This is a genomic window from Niallia oryzisoli (assembly GCF_036670025.1).
GTDB classification, from domain to species: domain Bacteria; phylum Bacillota; class Bacilli; order Bacillales; family Cytobacillaceae; genus Bacillus_BD; species Bacillus_BD oryzisoli.
On the sequence record NZ_CP137640.1, the window covers coordinates 2,248,869 to 2,269,905 of the forward strand.

Below are 21,037 nucleotides of genomic sequence, written 5' to 3' on the forward strand. Positions count from 1 at the left end.
TTATTTGTTTACGGGAGGATTTTTATGAGTGAATTAGCAGTAGAAAATAAGAAAATCGGTCACAAAAGATTAGCGCTAAGAAGCGTGATTAAAAGAGCTTTATTTATCACGATCGGAGCCGTAATAATGGGTTACGGATTAGAAGCTATCCTAATTCCAAACAATATGATTGACGGCGGGGTAACAGGTTTATCCATGCTTTTAAGTCATATTACGCCAATTAACTTGAGTATTTTTCTAGTCGTTTTAAACCTGCCGTTCTTTTTCTTAGGGTATAAGCAAATTGGTAAGACCTTTGCTTTTAGTATGTTATATGGCATCGTAGCCTTATCTATTGCGACTTCTTTTATGCATCATGTTAAGCCGATTGTCCATGATGAATTATTGGCGGTTGTTTTTGGCGGTTTAGCATTAGGTGTCGGAGTAGGGTTAACGCTTCGAAATGGAGGCGTGCTGGACGGAACAGAAACATTAGCGATCCTGGTTGAGAAACGATTGCCGTTTTCTGTCGGTGAAATCATCATGTTTGTTAACGTGATTATATTCGCGATTGCAGCTTTTGTATTCGGATTAGAAAATGCTTTATTTTCCATGCTTACATACTTTATTGCCTTTAAAACGATTGATGTAGTCGTAAAAGGATTAGAAGACATGAAATCCATGTATATCATAAGTGACAATACCACTGAAATTGCAGAAGCCATTACTGAGCGGCTAGGCCGTGGTGTCACTTACCTGCATGGTGAGGGGTCATACAGCGGTGAAGATAAACGTGTCATTCTATGTGTGTTTACAAGACTAGAGGAAGCGAAAATGAAGGATATTATCAAAGAACTTGATCCAGGAGCATTTATCATTTCGAGCGATGTATCTGAAGTCCGAGGCGGCCGATTTAAGAAAAGAGACATCCATTAATCAAGAAATTTTTTGCACATAAAGAGTAATCAGGAGCATTGACCTTCTTCTTATTACGAAAGAGGGATATTGGGGAAAACTTTTCAGCGGTATGACATTGAATGAGAATGAATAATTTATAATAATATGACTCGGCTATATAACGAATCATTGAGTATTCAGGAATGGATATTCTTTCAATGCAAAGTATGTTAGGAAATCTGAATAAAAAATAGCTTGGAAGCACATTCCAAGCTATTTTTTATTGGGCATTTTCATCATTTGATCACATAGACTCTATTAGGTGGTGTGGATATTATCATTCATACAGCCTGAATTTTTATTGTTCTTTTCTTTCTTAATATTGAGAAAAAATCTTAACGACTAATCAATTGGGAATACAGTCTTGTACTATATAGTGTTTTCCTTTTTTATTGGTTTCACCATTATTAATCTTTGAAATCAAAGAGGAGGCATGTGATGAAAGCCGTTATTTGTACCAAATATGGGCCACCGGAGGTTCTGGAACTCAAAGAAGTAGAAAAACCTGTTCCCGAGGACAATGAAATTCTGGTGAAAATTCATGCAACAACAGTTGCATCAGGAGATATAAGAGTTCGAAGCTTCAATAGTCCGCTCTTGTTATGGCTGCCGATGCGATTGGTCTTAGGCTTGAGAAAACCTAGAAAACCTATTCTAGGTGTCGAGTTAGCAGGTGAGATTGAAGAGGTAGGTAAGTACGTAAAAAAGTTCAAAAAAGGTGACCAAGTTTTTGCCATGACCGGTATGAATTTTGGTGCTTATGCAGAATACATAAGCTTGCACGAGGACACAACTGTGGCATTAAAACCTGATAATTTGTCTTACAATGAAGCAGCAGCCATTGCTTTTGGAGGAACATCAGCACTGTATTTTCTTAGAAAAGGAAACATCCAGGAAGGTCAAAAGATTTTAATATACGGGGCTTCTGGTTCAGTAGGAACTTCTGCCGTTCAGCTGGCAAAATATTTTGGTGCAGATGTGACGGCTGTGTGCAGTACCGGAAATGTTGATTTGGTAAAATCACTTGGAGCTGATCAGGTAATTGATTATTTGAAAGAAGATTTTACATCAAGCGCAGAGCGTTATGATCTCATTTTTGATGCAGTTGGAAAATGTTCAAGAAAAGATGGAATAAAGGCGCTCACACCAAAAGGGAAATTCGTGTCAGTCGAGGGACAGGGGATTGCAAAGGTGCATACAGAAGACTTACTTTTTTTAAGTGGGCTAATTGAAAAGGAATTGTACAGACCAGTTATTGATAAACGTTATCCTCTTGAAGAAATTTGCGAGGCTCATAGATATGTAGAAAAAGGCCATAAAAAAGGAAATGTAGTCATCACGTTTGGTCAGGATGACTAATCCAAACAAATACTAGACACTGTTATTCCAATTGTGTCGTCTGATTTAACTAATAATAAGCAGGGGCATGGTTCTTAGTTTCATTGGGATTTTTGAACCGGCCCTTGCTTATTCTAATTAAAATTGCTCATTCAATTCCCATGATTCCATTGTTTTATGAGCTGTAGGCGTACAAAACTGCCAAAGTATTATAAAAGGCCTAGACTTATGGCTCATTGACGAAACAGTATTTCTATTTCAAAATAAAGTTTTGGATATCCATGAAGGTGGGAAATAGACATGGGAAGAATGGAAAGAAGGCAGAAGCAGCAAGCATCAAAACGGTCTATGTGGGAAAAGTTTCGATCCAACAGTTTGTTTAAAAAGCTTCTATGGATTGGTTTATCCGTAATGCTCATTGGCTTATTGGTTTTTAATATCTTCATCTGGACAAGCGATGTCAGTAAGCTAGAGACACCCGTGCCGCAGCCAACAACGATTTATGACCAACACGGAGAAGTAGCCAGTAAGATTTCTAATTCCAGTATTGAGGGAGTTACGATAAAGCAAATTCCAAAGGACGTTATACATGCTGTTATCTCGGTAGAAGATCAACGTTTTTATAAGCATAATGGAGTGAATTATTTCGGGATTATCCGGGCCCTGTTCCAAAACGCTGCAAGTGGAGAGGTCGTGGCTGGAGGAAGCACGATTACGCAGCAATTAGCGAAAAACGTTTTCTTAACACATGAAAGAACATACACCCGAAAGGTTAAGGAGTTAGTATTAACGAAAAAAATTGAACGCACATATACGAAAGATGAGATTATTGAACGATACTTAAATCAAATTTATTTCGGTGAAGGCGCCTGGGGAATTCAACGGGCAGCACAGGTTTATTTTGGTAAAAATGCAAGTGAATTGACGTTAAGCGAATCAGCCATGCTTGCAGGATTGATAAAAGCTCCATCAGCTTATTCACCGCTTAAACATTTCGAAAAGGCCGTTGAACGAAGAGACGTTGTCTTACGGTTGATGAAGGATGAGGGCTATATTGACCAAACCGATATTGACAAGGCGATGGAGCAGGAAATTGTATTAGAAGGCAGAAAAATCGATGACAAATACAAAGGAAAATATCCATATTATGTTGATCATATCATTGAAGAGGCAATTGAAAAATATGGCTTAACAGAAAACGAAGTTCTGTCCGGGGGTCTACATATATATACAGAACTAAATCCTGTTATACAAAATAATCTTGAAGAAGTTTATCAGAATGAAAATATGTTCCCAAAAGGTCAATCGGATCAAATCGTCCAAAGCGGTGGAATTTTTATCAATTCGTCAACTGGTGGAATTCAGGCACTTGTAGGAGGAAGAGGAGAACACACCTTCCGCGGCTTCAATCGCGCGACCCAATTAGTACGCCAGCCTGGTTCGACAATGAAACCATTGGCGGTTTATACGCCGGCACTGGAGCAGGGTTATGAGGCGTTTGATATGTTAGAGGATAAGCCGCTTAATATCAATGGATATCAACCGCAAAATTATGATAAGAAATATCGCGGTCAAGTGACTATGTATAATGCCGTGATCCATTCCTATAATGTACCGGCTGTATGGTTATTGGATGAAATGGGCTTGAAATACGGAATAAATGCCGTCGAACGTTTTGGCATCCCATTACACGAGGATGATCAATCGCTCGGATTAGCTCTCGGGGGAATGGCAGAAGGAACATCGCCATTATTAATGGCCCAGGCCTACACGACTTTTGCGAATGATGGATTAATGGTGGATGCCCATGCGATTCAGAGAATTGAGGATGCGAATGGGGAATTGCTAAGTAAATGGCAGAAACATGCGAAAAGGGTAACGGAAAAAGAAGTTGCTCAGAAAATGACCTATTTACTGAGAGGCGTCATTAATGAAGGTACCGGGACCAAAGCGAAGGTTAGCGGCTATGAAATAGCTGGAAAAACCGGGACGACACAGCTTCCATCACAACAAGATGGTGCGAAGGATCATTGGTTTGTCGGCTTTACGCCTGAAATTACAGGAGCCATCTGGCTCGGTTATGATCAAACAGATGAGACACATTTTCTTTCTTCCTCCAGCGGCGGTACGACAACGGCCATCTTCCAAAAGGTCATTTCGATGTCTGCATCGGAGCTGCAAGAAAAATCCTTTGATTTGTCCTTGATTGAAAAAAAATATAATCAAGAGTGGAGTAACATGAAAAAGGAAGAAGAAAAGAAACGAATTGAAGAAGAAAAACGCAAAAAAGAGGAAGAAGAGAAAAAGAAGGAAGCGGAAGAGAAACTGAAAAAAGTGGAAGAAGAGAAAAAGAAGGAAGCGGAAGAGAAACTGAAAAAAGTGGAAGAAGAGAAAAAGAAGGAAGCGGAAGAGAAACTGAAAAAAGTGGAGAAGGAAAAGGAAAAAGCGCAGAAAGAGAAAGAAAAGCAAGAGAAGAAAGATAAGAAAGAAAAAGATGAGGATGAGTAAAATCAACTTATAGAAAGTATGACTTATATTAAGATGATCTTGTATATTTAGAATGGCATTCACTTTTAGAATGCCATTCTTTTTTCTTGCCCGTTCCAAGAAAGTTACAGCTATAATGGGAACGAATCCACCCTATTCTTGCCCGTTCCAAGAGAACAAATGGTACAACTGTCTGAAAAAAGGTATCTTTTCTCCATTCATCAAAAAAGTATAATTAACCTATAGTATCAAACACTAAAAAATAGCTGATTTTATCTAAAATGTTGAAATAAAGCATCTTTTAATACTTTTAAATAAATAAATGTTAAAGTAAACACAAATGTAAAAAGAAAAAGGGGATATAATGACAAAACAAAACGCATCAATCAAAACTGGTTGGAATTTTGACAATAGTTATGCTCGTCTGCCGGAGTACTTTTATCATAGGCAAAATCCGGTCCCAGTACATTCTCCAAAGTTAGTGATTCTAAATGAGCAGCTGGCTGCTTCACTAGGACTTGATGCTAAAGCTTTAAAAAGCGAGGAAAGTGTAGAGGTGTTTGCCGGCAACCGAATTCCCGAAGGAGCAGCGCCGCTTGCTCAAGCTTATGCAGGACACCAATTCGGACATTTTACTATGCTCGGCGACGGGCGGGCCGTTCTGTTAGGTGAGCAGATAGATCCCGAGGGCAATCGATTTGATATCCAGCTTAAGGGGTCTGGCAGAACGCCATTCTCACGCGGGGGTGATGGCAGGGCTGCACTTGGACCGATGCTTCGTGAATATATTATCAGTGAAGCGATGCATGCCCTAGGCATTCCTACTACCCGCAGCTTAGCGGTTGTGACAACAGGTGAAACCATCATTCGTGAAACGGAACTCCCAGGAGCTATTCTAACTCGAGTGGCTTCAAGTCACATCCGTGTGGGTACCTTCCAATATGCTGCGGCATGGGGCAAAGATGAGGAAATTAAAGCATTAGCAGATTATACAATCAAACGCCATTATCCAGACATTGAAATCGATGATGACCGCTATCGTACATTGCTCCGCGATGTGATTAAACGTCAGGCTGCACTCATTGCTAAATGGATGCATACCGGTTTTATCCATGGAGTCATGAATACAGACAATATGGCCATTAGCGGTGAAACAATCGATTATGGTCCATGCGCCTTCATGGACACGTATGACCCTGCAACCGTATTCAGTTCCATTGACAGAGAGGGTCGTTATGCCTATGGAAATCAACCGATCATTGGCGGCTGGAATCTCGCCCGTTTTGCCGAAACCTTAATACCGCTTCTGCATGAAGATGAAGAGAAGGCAGTAGAAATAGCCCAAGAGGAGATCTCGGGCTATATGGGAATTTATCAGACCCACTGGCTTAGCGGCATGAGGGCAAAACTTGGCATCACGACTGAAGAACAGGAGGATCAAGCGCTTATCGAAGATCTCCTAAATATGATGCAAAAGCATCGAGCCGATTTTACAAATACCTTCCGCGCCTTGACCTATGATAAGCCGGAGGATACGGCCATGAAAGGGATTAAATCATTTGATGATTGGTATGCAAAATGGAAGGCACGATTAGATAGGCAGAAGGGAACAAAGGAATCAGCACAACAGCTGATGCGTAACTCCAATCCATCAGTCATCCCACGTAACCACCGTGTAGAAGAGGCACTAAAGGCTGCCGTAGAACAGAGTGATTTCAGTGTGATGGAGAAACTTGTGGATGTACTGTCAAAGCCATACGCATACACACCGGAACAAGAGGAATACTGTAAACCTCCTGAGCCGACAAACCTACCTTACCGAACATTTTGTGGCACATGATAAAAAAAGGCTGCTAAGCAAAGCAGCCTTTTTGAAAACCTTTATTTTAAAATTTCGAACTACTAGCACGCCATATGGGACAATAAAGCTCATTAATTGCAGAAATTGCATTATTTTTTTACAGCATGAACATAATGAATCGTTTCAAATGCAGACAAATAATCCGTCCGATTTTGAAAAAACTGCTCATGAACCATGGCTGGAGTTAGATGTTCATAGATGAGTAAATTTGATTTTTCCAGCATTTTCTCGATTTCCAGATATGTGAAACAGGATTTCATTGGTTCACCGCCGATTAAAGCCATTTTGATGATATTTTCAACTCTATTTGACAATCCTTTTTCCGCAAAAAACGTCTCATCAGCATAATCAAAGACAATCGAGCTTCCTGCTGGAAGTTCGGAAAATAAGTGATCAATTAAGCGTGCTAAATCTTCTTTCTCTAAATAATAGGATACACCCAAAAGACTAAAGAAGGTTTTGTCGTTAGTAAACCCGTTATCTAGTAAATGACGGATCGAGAACTGATCAGCAAAGTCCATCGGAACAAAATGGAGATGGTTAGGGATAGCATATTCGGCATCAGCTAATCGTTTCTTTTTAAATTCTTGTGTAGCAGGATGGTCAATTTCAAAGATTTCTAGGTTTTTTTTTAATTCTGGGTGACGGAAACAAAAAGTATCGAGGCCTGCTCCAAGAATCACGTACTGTTTTACACCTAAAAGAATTTCATGAAGCAATACTTTTTCGCAAAAAGCTGCACGGGCTAAAGGAGTGGGGGAAAGTTGGACCTGTGTAATCCATCTTAAAATTTCATCAGGGTCATCCTTAAATTTTTGAGCTACCTCTTTGTTAAAAAACTCGATTCCTTGAATCATATTGTTACTGATATCTGAAAACTCTTGTTGGGAAATGAGATCCTTGGCTAAAAAATCATTAAAGATAATCGGGGTATCATATCGACTGTGGTAAGCTCTGCTAAAAGCTGATACCAAGGATGTTACACTGGACTCATTCTGCTTCATCAAAACGTCCTCCCTCAAAAAAAATAAGATTCCCCTGGCCAGGAGAATCTTATAATACAACATAATAACTTAAAAATAAAATTATAGCACAAAAATAATCATTTGTCAATACCCTTTATTTTTTGTGTCAGGCACCCTTAAAGACAAAACAGCTTAAAGGTCCTTTTAAGGTACCTGACACCATTGCCTCTTTATTTAGTTGGAAGAAACGATTAAAATAGTACACAGTAATGTTAGAAAGGTTTGTTGAAATGGCTCAATTATTCTTTAAATATGGTGCGATGAATAGCGGTAAATCGATTGAAATTATCAAGGTTGCTCATAACTATGAGGAACAAAATAAGAATGTCCTGATTTTCACTTCAGCTCTTGATGATCGAGATAAAATAGGTTATGTGTCATCGAGGATTGGCTTGAAGCGGAATGCCATCCCGATTGATACTGATACCAATATTTTTGCTATTGTTAGTGAGTCTCCCTTATCATTAAGCTGTGTTCTCGTTGATGAAGTGCAGTTCGTATCGAAAGCTCATGTACTGCAAATGGCCAGAATTGTGGATGAACTTGATATTCCAGTCATGGGATTTGGTTTAAAAAACGATTTTCAAAACGAGCTTTTTGAAGGAAGCAAGTACATGTTGCTATATGCAGATAAAATTGAAGAAATGAAAACAATTTGTTGGTTCTGTGAGAAAAAAGCGATCATGGCACTAAGGGTAGATGAAAACAAAAAGCCAGTTCGAGAGGGCAGCCAAATCCAAATTGGCGGAAATGACAACTACTATCCAGTATGCCGCAAACATCACAAAGAACCATTGTTATAAACCGAACTTCTGCGGCTTCTTACATTAATTAATTCAGTTACTATGATTAACAGGAAGGTTGGAAAGAAATATGTTCGTACGTTTAAAGCTGTTTTACTTTGTCATTACAATGATACTTGCTGGCATTTTGTTGACAGGTTGTGGAACCCAAGCCGAAAATGAACAGTCAAGTAAAAAAGCTGAGAAGACATCAGAAGAAAGAAATGACTACTCTTCTGAAGTAAAAGAAAAACCAATTGTGACCATTACGATGGAGAATGATGAAAAAATCGTTCTTGAATTGGATCCAACAGCTGCTCCTAATACAGTGGCTAATTTTATTTCGTTAGTAAAAAAGGGATTTTATGATGGACTTATTTTCCATCGGGTCATCCCTGATTTTATGATACAAGGGGGAGACCCGGAAGGAACTGGAGGCGGCGGCCCTGGTTATGCCATTGAAGGTGAATTTTCCTCAAACGGATTTGAAAATAACATGAAACATGAACGAGGCGTTATTTCCATGGCGCGGACCAACGATCCTAATTCCGCTGGATCGCAATTTTTCATAATGGTAAAAGAAGCCCCGCATCTCGATGGTGAATATGCTGCTTTCGGTAAAGTCATCGAGGGAATGGAAACAGTTGATAAGATTGTTTCTGTAGAACGTAACAGTGCGGACAAGCCCTTGAAAGATCAGAAAATGAAATCCGTAACAGTCGACACAAAGGGGTTTGATTATCCGGAACCAGTGAAGCAATAATGCATAACACCAGACCATAGGACATTCATTAGAATATCCTGTGGTCTGGTGTTATTTTATTAAAAAAAGACAAAGTACACAAACAAACACTCCAGCGTATAGTAACTTCTGTGTGAGATGTATTTTGAAAGGATGGAAGTACGATGGAAAATCTTCAAATCAAGAAAAACATGAAAGTTGGCTCTGAAAACGAATTTAAAGTAGTTAAAGTTAATTTAACAAATCCAACAGAAAGTATTTATGCAGTATGCACACCAATCAAATTGAAGTAATTTGTGTTCATGTAGAAAAACCATCTCTTCCAATCCTTTTTTGTTGGCGAGATGGTTATTTTTTTGACTCAGAATTCTTTTTCCGTTCAAAAGCTTTTTCAGCTAAAAATAAACCTACATTCTTATTCCTTTCCCAAATGTCAGGAAACTCCTCAAGAGGGAGGCTGCTGTCCTCTATTAATTGACCAATTTCAACCGTAAAGGCAGGTTTTTCAAACTCTTCTATGAAACAATCCGTATAGCCTCCTCCTTGTTGGTAGGATTCTGGTTCATCTATCGGATACTTGGTTAATTCAGAGATTGTTTCCGCAATGGCGTAATAATCACGTGTAAACTTCGTTGTATGGGTTAATCCCCATTGATGATATCCCCAAAAAATCATATTTCCGGCTGAATGGTAGGAAACAGAATAACCCCGTTCTAATAATTAGTCCGGGGTTAAAAAAATGTTGTTTAATTATTGATGGATCGCAAAGCTTTAACAATTAAGTCGTTTAAAAATCTAAGCTTGATTCAACAATAGCGTCCTTTAATGGAATAACTAAAATATGGCCTCAATCCTATCTTGATTACAAATTGCTTTTAATAATGGGACATATTTAAAATCAGATGTTTTGCAGCATAGAGAAAATCTATGAGTTTTATATGTAACTTCTTCATCATCCTCTAGGTATATATAAGGTATTGCTTGATGTTTCAGCCTAAACAATAATGATTTTTCAACATAGCGAGAAAAGTTCTTTAACTGATGTCTAATGTTTTTGCCCCTATCAAAATCATCTACATCCATCACGACAAAAATATCTTCCATTGGAGAATGCAAAGCTTCAAATAACGTAATTGCCCTTTTATAACATCCCAGTATATAGGGGGTGTTGGGGTAGTCATATTCCCTTTTCCACTCCACCCCTAGTTCAAACCGTATACCAATATACCAACAATAAAACAAGGGTGGTCTAAGTTCTAAGTTTGGAAAATTCTCATTCATAAAATTGTTTAAAAGCATTTTGCACCTCTTTTCTACCATTATATCACCGTTATTGAAATATCCAGACTCGTTAGAATTCCTGTAGACAGCTATTTATCAACTTTGAAAAAAATTAGGTCCCTCAGTAAGATATGAATATAGACACCACTCTAACTCAAAACCTTAAGGAGGAACCCTAATATGAAGTTTAAGATGCAAGACAAACAAAATCAACTAATTGAGAGAATTTCAGATAAACACCTTGTGGTTGGTGTGGATATCGCCCAAGAATTACACGTAGCTAGAGCTGTAAATTTCTGTGGAATAATAGTCGGTGATCCTCTTACATTTGAAAATAATGAAGAGGGTTTTGCTAGATTACTACAATGGATTAACCAGTTAAAAACCTTAAAAGGTTTTGCCTCTACTATAATCGGCATGGAACCTACAGGACATTACTGGGTTAACCTATCAAAATGGCTATATGACCAAGATATTGAAGCAGTAACTGTTAACCCACACCTTGTAAAAAAGAATAAGGAAAACCGTGATAATAGCCGTTCAAAAAGTGATAAAAAAGATGCTCTTGTTATTGCTGATATGGTCAAGAATGGTTACTATTCCTTTATTCGACCTACTTCTGAGGCCTTTGAAAAATTAAGAGTTTTAATGTCTAACCGTGACATGTCGGTTAAACGACTTGTCAGTGCTATTAATCAAATAAACCGTTGGGTTGATATTGTTTTTCCCGAACTTCGTCAGGTATTCAAAGATGTTAAAGGCAAAGGGGCAATGGCAACTCTACGCTTATTCCCTACACCACTTGAACTAAGTTCAATGAAAGCACAAGATATCGTTTTAGGCTGGAAAACCCAAATGAAGAGACAACCTGGTTTAAGAAAAGCACAGGTATTAATTGAATTAGCTATGCATACAGTCGGAACTCGACAAGCACTTGACGCTTATAAGCTACACCTGGAACAATTGATTCAAGAGTTTGATCTAGTAACCGCGCAGCTTGAGCGAGTTGAAAAGGAAGTCACTGATGTCCTTAAACATATACCTTTCGTAAGAAAGGTACTTGGCATTAAAGGAATTAGCGAAATTTCCCTTGCAGGCATTCTAGGAGAATCAGGAGATTTAAGTGGATTTGCACACGGCAATTCTTTATTGCGTCATGCTGGATTGCATCTTGCAGAGGCAAGTTCAGGAAAATGGAAAGGTCAAATTGTTCTCTCTAAACGTGGGAGATCTCGTTTACGGCGCTTCTTGTATTTAGCGACTATGAGTCTTGTCATGAACAACCCTGATTTTAAAGAACTACACGCTAACAATGTTAAAGTGAAAAAGATGAAGAAAATGAAATCAATTATGAAATTAATTAATAAACTCGCAAGAGTTTTAGTTGGAATGGCCAAAAAAAATGAATCTTATTGTCCCCACAAAGTAAAACCAATTGCACCAATGGCTGCTTAACTAAATAAACTAAAAAATATTTTTTATATTAATATTATAATTATTTACTTTAAGATTAATAACTTTCGAATATTGGCTTATTCGTAGGATTTCAAAGAAAGTACGAAGTACCGGATTTATTGTGCAAAAGGGCTCTGACCCGTTCCGTTAGAAAGACCGGCATCTACCACTTGGATAGGTATGACGAAGGAATGAGAGGGCATTTGACCCGTTGAGACATGGGAGCGAAAACCTCCAGGGGTGGCGTGAAGTATACGTACATTATATGGAAAATAATGGAGATGCCACTACCTCCTTTATTTAAGTACGCCTTCATGTAGCCAAAATGCTAACAACGCCTTTCATCCGTCCCCTAAGGTTATTTCAAGTGATTTGAAATCCTGCGAATAAGTGAGTATTTGAGAGCTAATCTTATCTAACTGAGGGAGCACAATAAGAAAAAGGCTGCTGAAGCAACGATCTTAAAGTAAAGCCCCCGTTACTTAAAGTGTAATCATTCACATACTTGTCAGCATACAAGGATTTTTTCGTTCATATATTATATCAATGTGTATAAGGAGTAACAATCGTGAATGAAGTATAGACAAATCGGGGGTATATAATTGAATAACAGGGAAAATAATTCTAAAGGCACTACCGAAAACAAGAACGATATAAATATTAATAACAACTTTAGTCTATCTATTAATTTTGGTGATTCACTAAACTTATTTGCCTTAATTGTAGGTTTCTTTATCATTAAAAGAATTTCTAAACAATACAAAATAAACAAGAAATTGCTGAAAGAGAATAAAGAAAAGAATGATTAATGGAGGAACAGATAAAATCTGTTCTTTTAGCCGTTTTAGCGCTTGATATTTCTTTATATTTGACATAAAAGAAAGATAGCTTTTTCGTAGTCTATGTAATTCCCTCTTTCACTATCTTGCTTCTTTATTTCAATAAAAAGAACTTTTCTCCTTCTTTTCTAAATTGAATCAAAAAAAATAAGAATACGAATGTGGTAATAATATATGAATAAGTTTAAGAGGGAAAGACTAATAATGTGGAAATTCAAATCCATAAATAAACGAACGGGTGCGATTGTTTTATGAGCAATCGCTTCTTGTGCTAAAGACGCAGTATAGTTTAAGAACATTTATTGGACTGTCGGTCTACTAATTCGTAATATTCGTATGATATTAAGGATTGAACTACTCCACCTTAATTTTCTAACGAAAATTTGAAGATGGAGATTCCTGCGAACACCGAGGTATCCCTCAGTTATTTAGCAGGCTATCCCCGTCGCACCGACGGTTAGCAGTACAAGTGGCGTGAGCCTCCTGCAAGTGTTGCAAACTTGTACGTTGAATTCGCCACGCACCCTACTTTAGCTTGGTTTTCGCAACTTCGGTGTGCGTGGAGGCGAATGGTGCTTGGATATTTTACAGTGAGAAGCCTTTCTCGCACTAACCCTTTATATCCAGTTTTCAAAGAACAACTAACAGGAATGTTATACCATACGAACAAGTGTTTTTACTATCGCCAACCGACATTCATCTTCGACTTATTTTTGGGCTACGCCCTGCACAAAATTGAAGTGTGAGTCTTCTGTAGGAAAAAGATAAAACTAATTTGAGGTGGATAATGAAAACCATTGTGTACAGAAGGTATGGTCCCCCCGATGTTCTTAAATTGAAAGAGGTAGAAAAACCTATTCCAAAAGAAAATGAAATCTTAGTTAAAGTAAAAGCCACAACCGTAACAGTAGCAGATATTCGGTCACGGAGTTTTACAGTGCCTCTTGCTTTTTGGCTGCCTGCGCGTATAACACTTGGTTTGATACAACCAAAAAAAGAGATATTAGGAATGGAGTTAGCTGGAGAAGTGGAGTCAGTTGGAAAAAATGTAAAAAGGTTTAAGCAAGGAGACCAAGTTTTTGCAGCATCCTTGACTGGATTTGGTGCTTATGCCGAATATAAGTGTTTGGAGGAAGATGGACCTGTAGCTATTATGCCTTCCAATATAACTTATGGAGAAGCTGCTGCCATTCCTATTGGCGCTCGTACAGCATTGTATTTTCTTAGGAAAGCAGGTATAAAGAGTGGTCAATCGGTTTTAGTCTATGGTGCTTCCGGAAGTGTAGGAAGTTATGCAGTTCAGATCGCCAAATATCTCGGAGCAAACGTAACAGGGGTATGCAGTACCAAAAATTTGGAATTAGTTAAATCTCTGGGAGCTGATAAAGTAATTGATTATACAGCAGAGAATTTTTCTAGTACAGACGAAACATATGATGTCATCTTTGAAGCGGTAAACAAGAGTTCCTTTTCAGCTTGTATGAAATTGTTAAAGAACAAGGGTACCTATATAAATGTTACTGAACCGCTACCAAGTGTTCAAATGCTATGGACTCTATTAACGAGTAGCAAGAAACTCATATTGAGCCGAAATCCACCTGAAACTTCAGAAGCATTAAATTTCCTGAAAGAACTTGTTGAGATGGGGAAATTAAAAGTGGTCATTGACAGATCTTATTCGTTTGATGAGATTGTGGAAGCTCATAGATATGTCGAGAAAGGACACAAGAAGGGAAATGTAGTTATAAATGTAGAAACATAACAACTAATATAAGATGTCTAAATAGATACCTCCTGGAAGAATGAATTTGTTCGAGTCAAATAATGTATCACCCTATTATTATGTAAAGTTACTGAAATAATGTACTTAAAGAGTAGTGTTTCTGAATAATCATAATAAAGGGACGGTTTTTTAGGTACTGTCCCTTTTACTAATTTATTTTTTTAATCCAGCAGCAAAGAAGGGACCATTAACTGTAATAGTCGATAGAATTCGTGCCATTTCTTGAGGAGATTCTTTCCTGCCACTATCCAACCATTGTTGAATTACTCCTATATGTGCAGATGCAATGTAGGAAGTTAAATATTGTCCTGGAACAAGTAAATTCTCCTTCTTTAAAAGTGCATCTGTGTTATTTCCAAACATTACTTTCCAAATAAAATCTTTCAGCCTTGCTTGAAATGATAAATCTCCTTTTGGACCTAACACTGCTTTCATAAAACCACTATTTTCATTTAGATATTCAAAAATTGAAACTGCAAAGGGAAATGGTGTTAAAGTCGGAGAATTGGTTTCAAGTATGGCAATAACTCCAGGGATGTTCTGTTTTGCAATTCTGTACATCTCAAGCATAATTTCGTCTTCACATTTAGTTATTAAATCGAACTTGTCTTGATAGTGTGCATAAAATGTTCCTCGATTAATCCTCGCTCTGGTTGTTATGTCTTTAACTGTAATTGCCTCAAACCCTTTTTCATTGATTAATTCTACTAGGGCATCTCGGATGGATTCTTTTGTTCGAATGACCCGTAAATCCGTATTACTTTCACGCAAGGTACTTACCCCCTAACTTTTATCCAACACATTTATAAAAAGTGTTCCGTAACCAACACATCCGACATTTTTGATTATTGAGCAGAAAAGAGTTCAATTATAAAATCAGAAATATAATAAACAACGGGTTGTTTATTATCATAACAAAAAAAGAGGGAGGAATAAATATATGTTCAAGAACAAACTGTTATTAGTTTCACCAATCATTGCATTGGCAGTTACTTTTATTTTCTCACTTACATTATTTCCATCGGTCCAGCCACAACCTAAAAACCTGCCGATTGCAATCGTAAATGAGGATGAAGGAGTGGAAATTCCTAATCAGCCAAAACTGAATATGGGTCAAACGATTGTTGAAATGATGCAAAAAAATACAAAAGCAACAAAAGATGAAGATCCTGCTGTGAAATGGGTTGAAGTAAAAACAGCAGAAGATGCACAAAAAGGAATGAATAACCAAAAATATTATGCAACATTGGTCATTCCGAAAGATTTCAGTGCTAAACAGGCATCATTAAGGACACCAGCACCTTCTTCTCCTGAAGTTCAAATATATATCAATCAGGGAATGAATACAGCAGCTTCAACAATGGCAGGACAGGTATTGAATGGGATAGTTGACAATATGAACAACAATGTCCGTAAAGAACTCCTTGATGGTTTTGAAAAACAAGGAGCAACCCTAACAGCAAAACAAGCTGCAAGCTTAGCAACTCCAATTACAAAAACAATTACCAATGTGAATGAAATTGGTACTAATAGTGCAAACGGCAATTCTCCTATTTCCTTATTCCAGCCACTTTGGATTGCAAGCTTAGCTAGTGCAGCTATTATCTTTATTGCTGTTAGCAAATTACCAATTGCTAATCGAAAAGAGAACCTTGCTACAAAGGCAGTACAAATTTTAATGGGGGCAATTGTTTCACTTGTAGTCGGATTTGGATTAACGTGGTTAGCAGATGGAATGGTAGGATTAAATATTCCGCAATTTACGGATACAGCTTTATTTCTAACGATTACATCCTTTAGCTTTTTCCTAATGATTTTAGCTGTATTTTCGTTGTTAGGCATTAGAAGTATCGCTGTTTTTGCCTTGATGCTCTTCTTTGGCGCACCATTGCTTGCGATGGCTCCAGAAATGATGTCCCCATTTTATCGAGAGTGGATTTATTCTTGGTTGCCAATGCGTTTTATGATAGAAGGTTTGCGTGAATTGTTCTTCTTCGGAAAGGGACTATCTTGGAGTTCACCTTTATCTACCCTTGTATGGATTGGAGTAGTCAGTATGGTAATCATACTAGCTTCTGCTTTAAAACTTAATTCACTAAAAGAGAAAACACAAACCGAAAAATTAGAGATATAACAATAAACAAGCCGTTTCCTTATGGGATAACGGCTTGTTTTAGAAAAAGATTGTGAACAAACGTACTTAAACTTCCTCAGATAGATACACTTTACTCTTGAATGGTCGCTGACAGGGTGCTAGAGTTAAACCAGTTAAGGCTGTTTGGCAGCCTTTTTCATAAATACATTAAATAAGACGCTATCCTTGTTCTGGATAAGCGCCATATTCTTGAATAAAAGTAATCCAATGTGACTAAATTAAGAGTTTTAATAAGATCGTAGAAAATTAATAAGATTATGGTTAGTTTCATTAGACGATCTGCCGAGCCAAATCAAATGTCCCCACGAGTCTATCAGGCAAAGCTTTGAAGAGGGAATGTTTTCTTTCGCAAAATACGCATGTTCTATAGGCACCGAACGATCATAATTACTTTGCATGATAAGAGTAGGACATGATACAGCTTTTAGATCTTCAATTGTTATTTCATTGAACTGTTCCAGATCTATATAGAACCCATAACCAGACCTTTGACGATCGTTCATTTTTCTAATGGCTTCTATATCATAGCTATCTATTTTACTTTTTGCCTCGCTATATTTTAAAGTACTGAATGAAGAAAACATCTGTTTAAAAATAAACAAAGGAAATCTATTATTCATAGTAGAAATTAGTTTCCATGTAATTTTCTCGAATCTTGGATGAAATAAAATCTTTGCCATTCTATATTCTTTATCCTTGGGGGTAAGCCATTCTGTTGTAACTGCTGATTGTAAAATGAGTGTTTTAACGTGATCCGGATAGTTAGCTGCAAAAATAATTCCACTGGGACCTCCCGCAGAAATGGCTAGAATGTGAGCTTTTTCGATGTTTAATTGGTTTAATAATTTTGCATAATATTAACACTCTATTGGAAGACTTTCCCCAACTTCTTTTGATGTTTTTCCATAGCCCGGCCTTGAAGGTGTAATTATTGAAAAACTATTTTCAAAAAGAAAATCGTACCCAAATTCTTCATAACAATTTGAATGACCACCGTGCATGACTAATATTGGTTTCCCTTTACCGATTATCGAATATTCAATTGTAATACCTTCTGTTGAAAAGACTTTTATTTTTCTTTCCATAAAACAGCCCCATTTTAATGTACTGAATTCTTTCTATCTATTACTAAAAGAATTAAATACTACTTCTGTCTCCTAAAGAAAATTTCCTGCTTATCCAACAATATGGCTCGATTGTTCAATAAGCACAGTGTAACATAATTTGTATAAATATTAATTGCCAGAAAATAGTCTAGTTTTCGTTCATGTTAACTGCTTTTGTTGGTTCAGCTGAGCTTTGATATTTTAATAGAATTTGAATAAAAGAGATCACATCGGTACCTATTTTCCGTTTAAGCGTTCCTGAAGGCTTTGGATCGATTGAACAACGCTATCCAGTTTTGCTTCAATTCGATAAAGCAAGAACAGGGTAACGGCATTCGGAAAGCCGACCTCACTTATGAGGGGAATGAATTCTTCCACGATGGTCACCTCATTTCTTGATTAATAGTAGAAAGGGCTGCCTCCTAAAGGAAAGCAGCCCTTATGTTTTCAACGTTTATTAAATAAAGGTGCCAGGCACCTTGTCTAGTGGAGACGAAAAAAGGATTTCTAAAAGAAATCCCATGTACTAACTTGTGTTTCACTTCTCCAAATTAGCTAATAATCTATTAGAATTATAAATATAAAAAAATTAAAAAGTTGGAAATTCAATTTCCGGGATAAGAACCCTAGTCGTTTTCTCCTAAAATAGTCTATTTTCTGTTAAAAATCTCTCCTGTTTACTCCTAATAATTGAAAAATTCAACCCTTATATATTCCTAATATTGTTAATATTAATTTATTTAATCTTTACTGACAATTTACATAATAGGAGTAATATTATTTTTGCAATTAATCTATATGTAAAAGGGGATATCTTAATGAAACGGAAAAAGGTAATTGCGGCAGTTTCACTTGCAACAGTTCTTCTTGGATCAACAACTGGGTATGCTGCCTACACAAACTTAGTTGGACCTAAAGGAGATGGAACGGCTGTTACACCACATGGTTGGACAGTTACTCCTACTGGTGATCAAGTAACACTTGGAGATTTTCCAATGGGAGGTGTATTAAGCCCTGATCATCGGTATCTTATTGTTTCAAATAATGGACAAGGTGAGCAATCTCTTCAAGTTGTGGATGTTGACAGTCAAGAGGTTGTCCAAACGATTCCTTACAAATCACCAGAAGCACTTTATTTTGGAGTTGCATTCTCTCCAGATGGAAAAACGGTCTATGCATCAGCAGGGGGCAACAACAAAATCCGGGTTTATGGATTTGAAAACGGAAAACTGACTGAACAAGCACCAATATTGCTAACAAATGCAAGCAAAACGAATTTTTACCCAGCTGGAGTTTCAGTTTCAAAGGATGGAAAATCTCTTTTTGTAGCTAATAATTTAAACCATTCTATTTCAAAAATTGATCTTGCTTCCAATCAAATTGTCAAAACAATGGCTGTGGGTAAACACCCTTACGCAACGGTTTTGAGTAATGATGGAGGCTCACTTTATGTCAGTAACTGGGGCGAAAGTAGTATTAGTGTAATTGATCCAGAAACATTGGCAGTCAAAAGTACCATTGCTGTAGGTCTCCACCCGAACGCAATCGTGGAAAACCCTGCAAACGGAACGATCTATGTATCCAATTCCGACAGTGACTCCATTTCTGTTGTAGATCCAAAGCTAGGAAGAGAAATCAAAACGATTTCATTAATTCCTAATGAAGATGGACTTACAGGAAGCCAGCCAAATGCCCTTTCGTTAAGCGCTGATGGTAAAACATTATATGTTGCTAATGGTGGAAATAACGATGTGTCTGTTATTGATCTGACAACAGGTGAAGTCAAAGGATTGATCCCAACTGCTTGGTATCCAAGTGGTATCTACTTAGATGAAGACAAACTAATGGTTCTTAACGGGAAGGGACTAGGTGCGGGCTCGAATCGGGAAGGCCAGTATATTGGGAATATGATTAAAGGAACCATGTCATTTATCGATGTTCCTAATGAAAAACAGCTGAAAGACTATACAAAACAAGTAGAAAAGAATAATGAAGTCTATAAGCCAACCGGTTTCAGTGCAAGCGAAAAATTTCCAATTCCTCGCTTTGAAGGAGAGGAATCACCAATCAAACATGTGATCTATGTGATCAAAGAAAACCGAACATATGACCAAGTTTTTGGTGATATGGAAAAAGGAAATGGTGACCCAGAATTGACGATTTTTGGTGAAGATATTACTCCAAATCTCCATAAGCTGTCCGATCAATTTGTATTATTGGATAACTTTTATGCGAACGCTGAAATCAGTGCACAAGGACATAACTGGTCAACAGCAGCTCAAGCTAACGATTATGTAGAGAAAAACTGGTTTGCAAACTACTCAGGTCGAAACCGCGGCTATGATTTTGAAGGAGGAAATGAAGCAGCCTATCCAAAAGCAGGATTCTTATGGACAAACGCAGCTCGCTCAGGAGTATCCTTCAGAAGCTATGGAGAATTCACGCAATATGACAAAAATACAGGGAAATATGTGGCCACTGAAGCTAGTTTAGGAAATAATTATGACCCTGACTTTCCTTCTTATAATCTCAAAATTTCTGATCTCACCCGCTATGATGCATGGGAAGAAGAATTTAAGCAATATGTAGAGAATGAGAATCTTCCTCAGCTGCAAATTGTTCGTCTGCCTAACGACCACACACTAGGAACAAAAACGGGAGAACTAACTCCACAAGCGATGGTGGCACAAAATGATTATGCACTAGGAAAACTTGTTGAGACGGTAAGTAATTCTCCATATTGGAAAGAAACGGCTATTTTTGTAACAGAAGATGATGCCCAAAATGGATGGGATTCTGTCGATGCTCACCGTACAACATCACTTGTGATTAGCCCATATACACAAACAGGAAAAGTAGATAGCACACTCTACGATACAACGTCTATGCTACGTACAATGGAAATGATCTTAGGAATGAAGCCAATGACACAATATGATGCTTCTGCAGTTCCAATGGTTAATTCTTTCACCCATAAACCTAACTATAAACCATTTAAGGTGGAAGAACCAAGATATCCGCTTGATCGAAAAAATGGGGAAAATGCACCAATGGCAATGGAATCTGAAAAACTAGATTTCACAGGAGTTGACCATGCTGATTCTGATAAATTAAACAAGATACTTTGGAAATCTGCAAAAGGAGATAAACCTTATCCAGGTAAAAATAATAACTCAAATAAATAATTAAAAACGGGGGGGACAATAGTATACCTCATGCCTGAAAAATATTTATATTTTTTCACTAG

17 protein-coding genes and 1 pseudogene are annotated in these 21,037 nt (G+C 37.5%); 12 read left to right on the forward strand and 6 right to left on the reverse strand.

Annotated features, from left to right (window positions below; all coding sequences use genetic code 11):
- Positions 1-24 precede the first annotated feature (24 nt).
- From R4Z09_RS11360 to R4Z09_RS11375, 4 genes are all read left to right on the forward strand, one after another.
- Complete coding sequence (locus R4Z09_RS11360) at positions 25-915, forward strand: YitT family protein (protein ID WP_338452422.1); 891 nt, start codon at positions 25-27, stop codon at positions 913-915.
- Between the two features lie 459 nt (positions 916-1,374).
- On the forward strand, positions 1,375-2,295 hold the full coding sequence (locus tag R4Z09_RS11365) for an NAD(P)-dependent alcohol dehydrogenase (protein ID WP_338452423.1): 921 nt from the start codon (positions 1,375-1,377) through the stop codon (positions 2,293-2,295).
- 279 nt (positions 2,296-2,574) lie between these two features.
- Positions 2,575-4,782, forward strand: coding sequence for a PBP1A family penicillin-binding protein (locus R4Z09_RS11370; RefSeq protein ID WP_338452424.1), 2,208 nt, complete (start codon positions 2,575-2,577; stop codon positions 4,780-4,782).
- Positions 4,783-5,125: 343 nt separating this feature from the next.
- On the forward strand, positions 5,126-6,601 hold the full coding sequence (locus R4Z09_RS11375) for a protein adenylyltransferase SelO (RefSeq protein WP_338452425.1): 1,476 nt from the start codon (positions 5,126-5,128) through the stop codon (positions 6,599-6,601).
- Positions 6,602-6,711: 110 nt separating this feature from the next.
- Here R4Z09_RS11375 and R4Z09_RS11380 read toward each other — a convergent pair whose 3' ends face one another.
- Positions 6,712-7,626, reverse strand: coding sequence for a class I SAM-dependent methyltransferase (locus tag R4Z09_RS11380; protein ID WP_338452426.1), 915 nt, complete (start codon positions 7,624-7,626; stop codon positions 6,712-6,714).
- Between the two features lie 251 nt (positions 7,627-7,877).
- Here R4Z09_RS11380 and R4Z09_RS11385 point away from each other — a divergent pair, with 251 nt between their 5' ends.
- The 3 genes from R4Z09_RS11385 to R4Z09_RS11395 all read left to right on the forward strand — a co-directional run bounded on the left by R4Z09_RS11385 (position 7,878) and on the right by R4Z09_RS11395 (position 9,464).
- Positions 7,878-8,450 (forward strand): thymidine kinase, encoded by a 573-nt coding sequence (locus R4Z09_RS11385; RefSeq protein ID WP_338453253.1) that lies wholly within the window; start codon positions 7,878-7,880, stop codon positions 8,448-8,450.
- A 70-nt stretch (positions 8,451-8,520) separates the two neighbouring features.
- Positions 8,521-9,192, forward strand: coding sequence for a peptidylprolyl isomerase (locus R4Z09_RS11390; protein ID WP_338452427.1), 672 nt, complete (start codon positions 8,521-8,523; stop codon positions 9,190-9,192).
- Positions 9,193-9,335: 143 nt separating this feature from the next.
- Positions 9,336-9,464, forward strand: a complete 129-nt coding sequence (locus R4Z09_RS11395; protein WP_338452428.1) for a hypothetical protein — start codon at positions 9,336-9,338, stop codon at positions 9,462-9,464.
- 55 nt (positions 9,465-9,519) lie between these two features.
- On the opposite strand, the gene R4Z09_RS11400 is transcribed toward R4Z09_RS11395, so the two are convergent.
- Together R4Z09_RS11400 and R4Z09_RS11405 are read right to left on the reverse strand one after the other, a co-directional pair.
- The gene (locus R4Z09_RS11400; RefSeq protein ID WP_338452429.1) at positions 9,520-9,846 is read right to left on the reverse strand and encodes a hypothetical protein; all 327 of its coding nucleotides are present in this window, start codon (positions 9,844-9,846) and stop codon (positions 9,520-9,522) included.
- 159 nt (positions 9,847-10,005) lie between these two features.
- Complete coding sequence (locus R4Z09_RS11405) at positions 10,006-10,470, reverse strand: DUF3885 domain-containing protein (RefSeq protein ID WP_338452430.1); 465 nt, start codon at positions 10,468-10,470, stop codon at positions 10,006-10,008.
- Between the two features lie 162 nt (positions 10,471-10,632).
- Between R4Z09_RS11405 and R4Z09_RS11410 the strand changes: the two genes are divergently transcribed.
- From R4Z09_RS11410 to R4Z09_RS11420, 3 genes are all read left to right on the forward strand, one after another.
- Entirely contained in the window at positions 10,633-11,907 is a 1,275-nt protein-coding gene (locus R4Z09_RS11410) for an IS110 family transposase (protein ID WP_338452431.1), read from the forward strand.
- Positions 11,908-12,509: 602 nt separating this feature from the next.
- Entirely contained in the window at positions 12,510-12,716 is a 207-nt protein-coding gene (locus tag R4Z09_RS11415) for a hypothetical protein (protein ID WP_338452432.1), read from the forward strand.
- An 817-nt stretch (positions 12,717-13,533) separates the two neighbouring features.
- On the forward strand, positions 13,534-14,508 hold the full coding sequence (locus R4Z09_RS11420; RefSeq protein WP_338452433.1) for an NAD(P)-dependent alcohol dehydrogenase: 975 nt from the start codon (positions 13,534-13,536) through the stop codon (positions 14,506-14,508).
- Positions 14,509-14,682: 174 nt separating this feature from the next.
- On the opposite strand, the gene R4Z09_RS11425 is transcribed toward R4Z09_RS11420, so the two are convergent.
- Positions 14,683-15,300 (reverse strand): TetR/AcrR family transcriptional regulator, encoded by a 618-nt coding sequence (locus R4Z09_RS11425; RefSeq protein ID WP_338452434.1) that lies wholly within the window; start codon positions 15,298-15,300, stop codon positions 14,683-14,685.
- Between the two features lie 169 nt (positions 15,301-15,469).
- Between R4Z09_RS11425 and R4Z09_RS11430 the strand changes: the two genes are divergently transcribed.
- On the forward strand, positions 15,470-16,663 hold the full coding sequence (locus R4Z09_RS11430) for a YhgE/Pip domain-containing protein (protein WP_338452435.1): 1,194 nt from the start codon (positions 15,470-15,472) through the stop codon (positions 16,661-16,663).
- 248 nt (positions 16,664-16,911) lie between these two features.
- On the opposite strand, the pseudogene R4Z09_RS11435 reads toward R4Z09_RS11430, so the two are convergent.
- Together R4Z09_RS11435 and R4Z09_RS11440 are read right to left on the reverse strand one after the other, a co-directional pair.
- Positions 16,912-17,769 (reverse strand): annotated as a pseudogene (locus R4Z09_RS11435) (alpha/beta fold hydrolase).
- A gap of 258 nt (positions 17,770-18,027) precedes the next feature.
- Positions 18,028-18,168 (reverse strand): YvrJ family protein, encoded by a 141-nt coding sequence (locus tag R4Z09_RS11440; RefSeq protein WP_338452436.1) that lies wholly within the window; start codon positions 18,166-18,168, stop codon positions 18,028-18,030.
- Positions 18,169-18,608: 440 nt separating this feature from the next.
- On the opposite strand from R4Z09_RS11440, the gene R4Z09_RS11445 reads away from it, so the two are divergent.
- Positions 18,609-20,975, forward strand: coding sequence for a bifunctional YncE family protein/alkaline phosphatase family protein (locus R4Z09_RS11445; RefSeq protein ID WP_338452437.1), 2,367 nt, complete (start codon positions 18,609-18,611; stop codon positions 20,973-20,975).
- Positions 20,976-21,037: the final 62 nt, after the last annotated feature.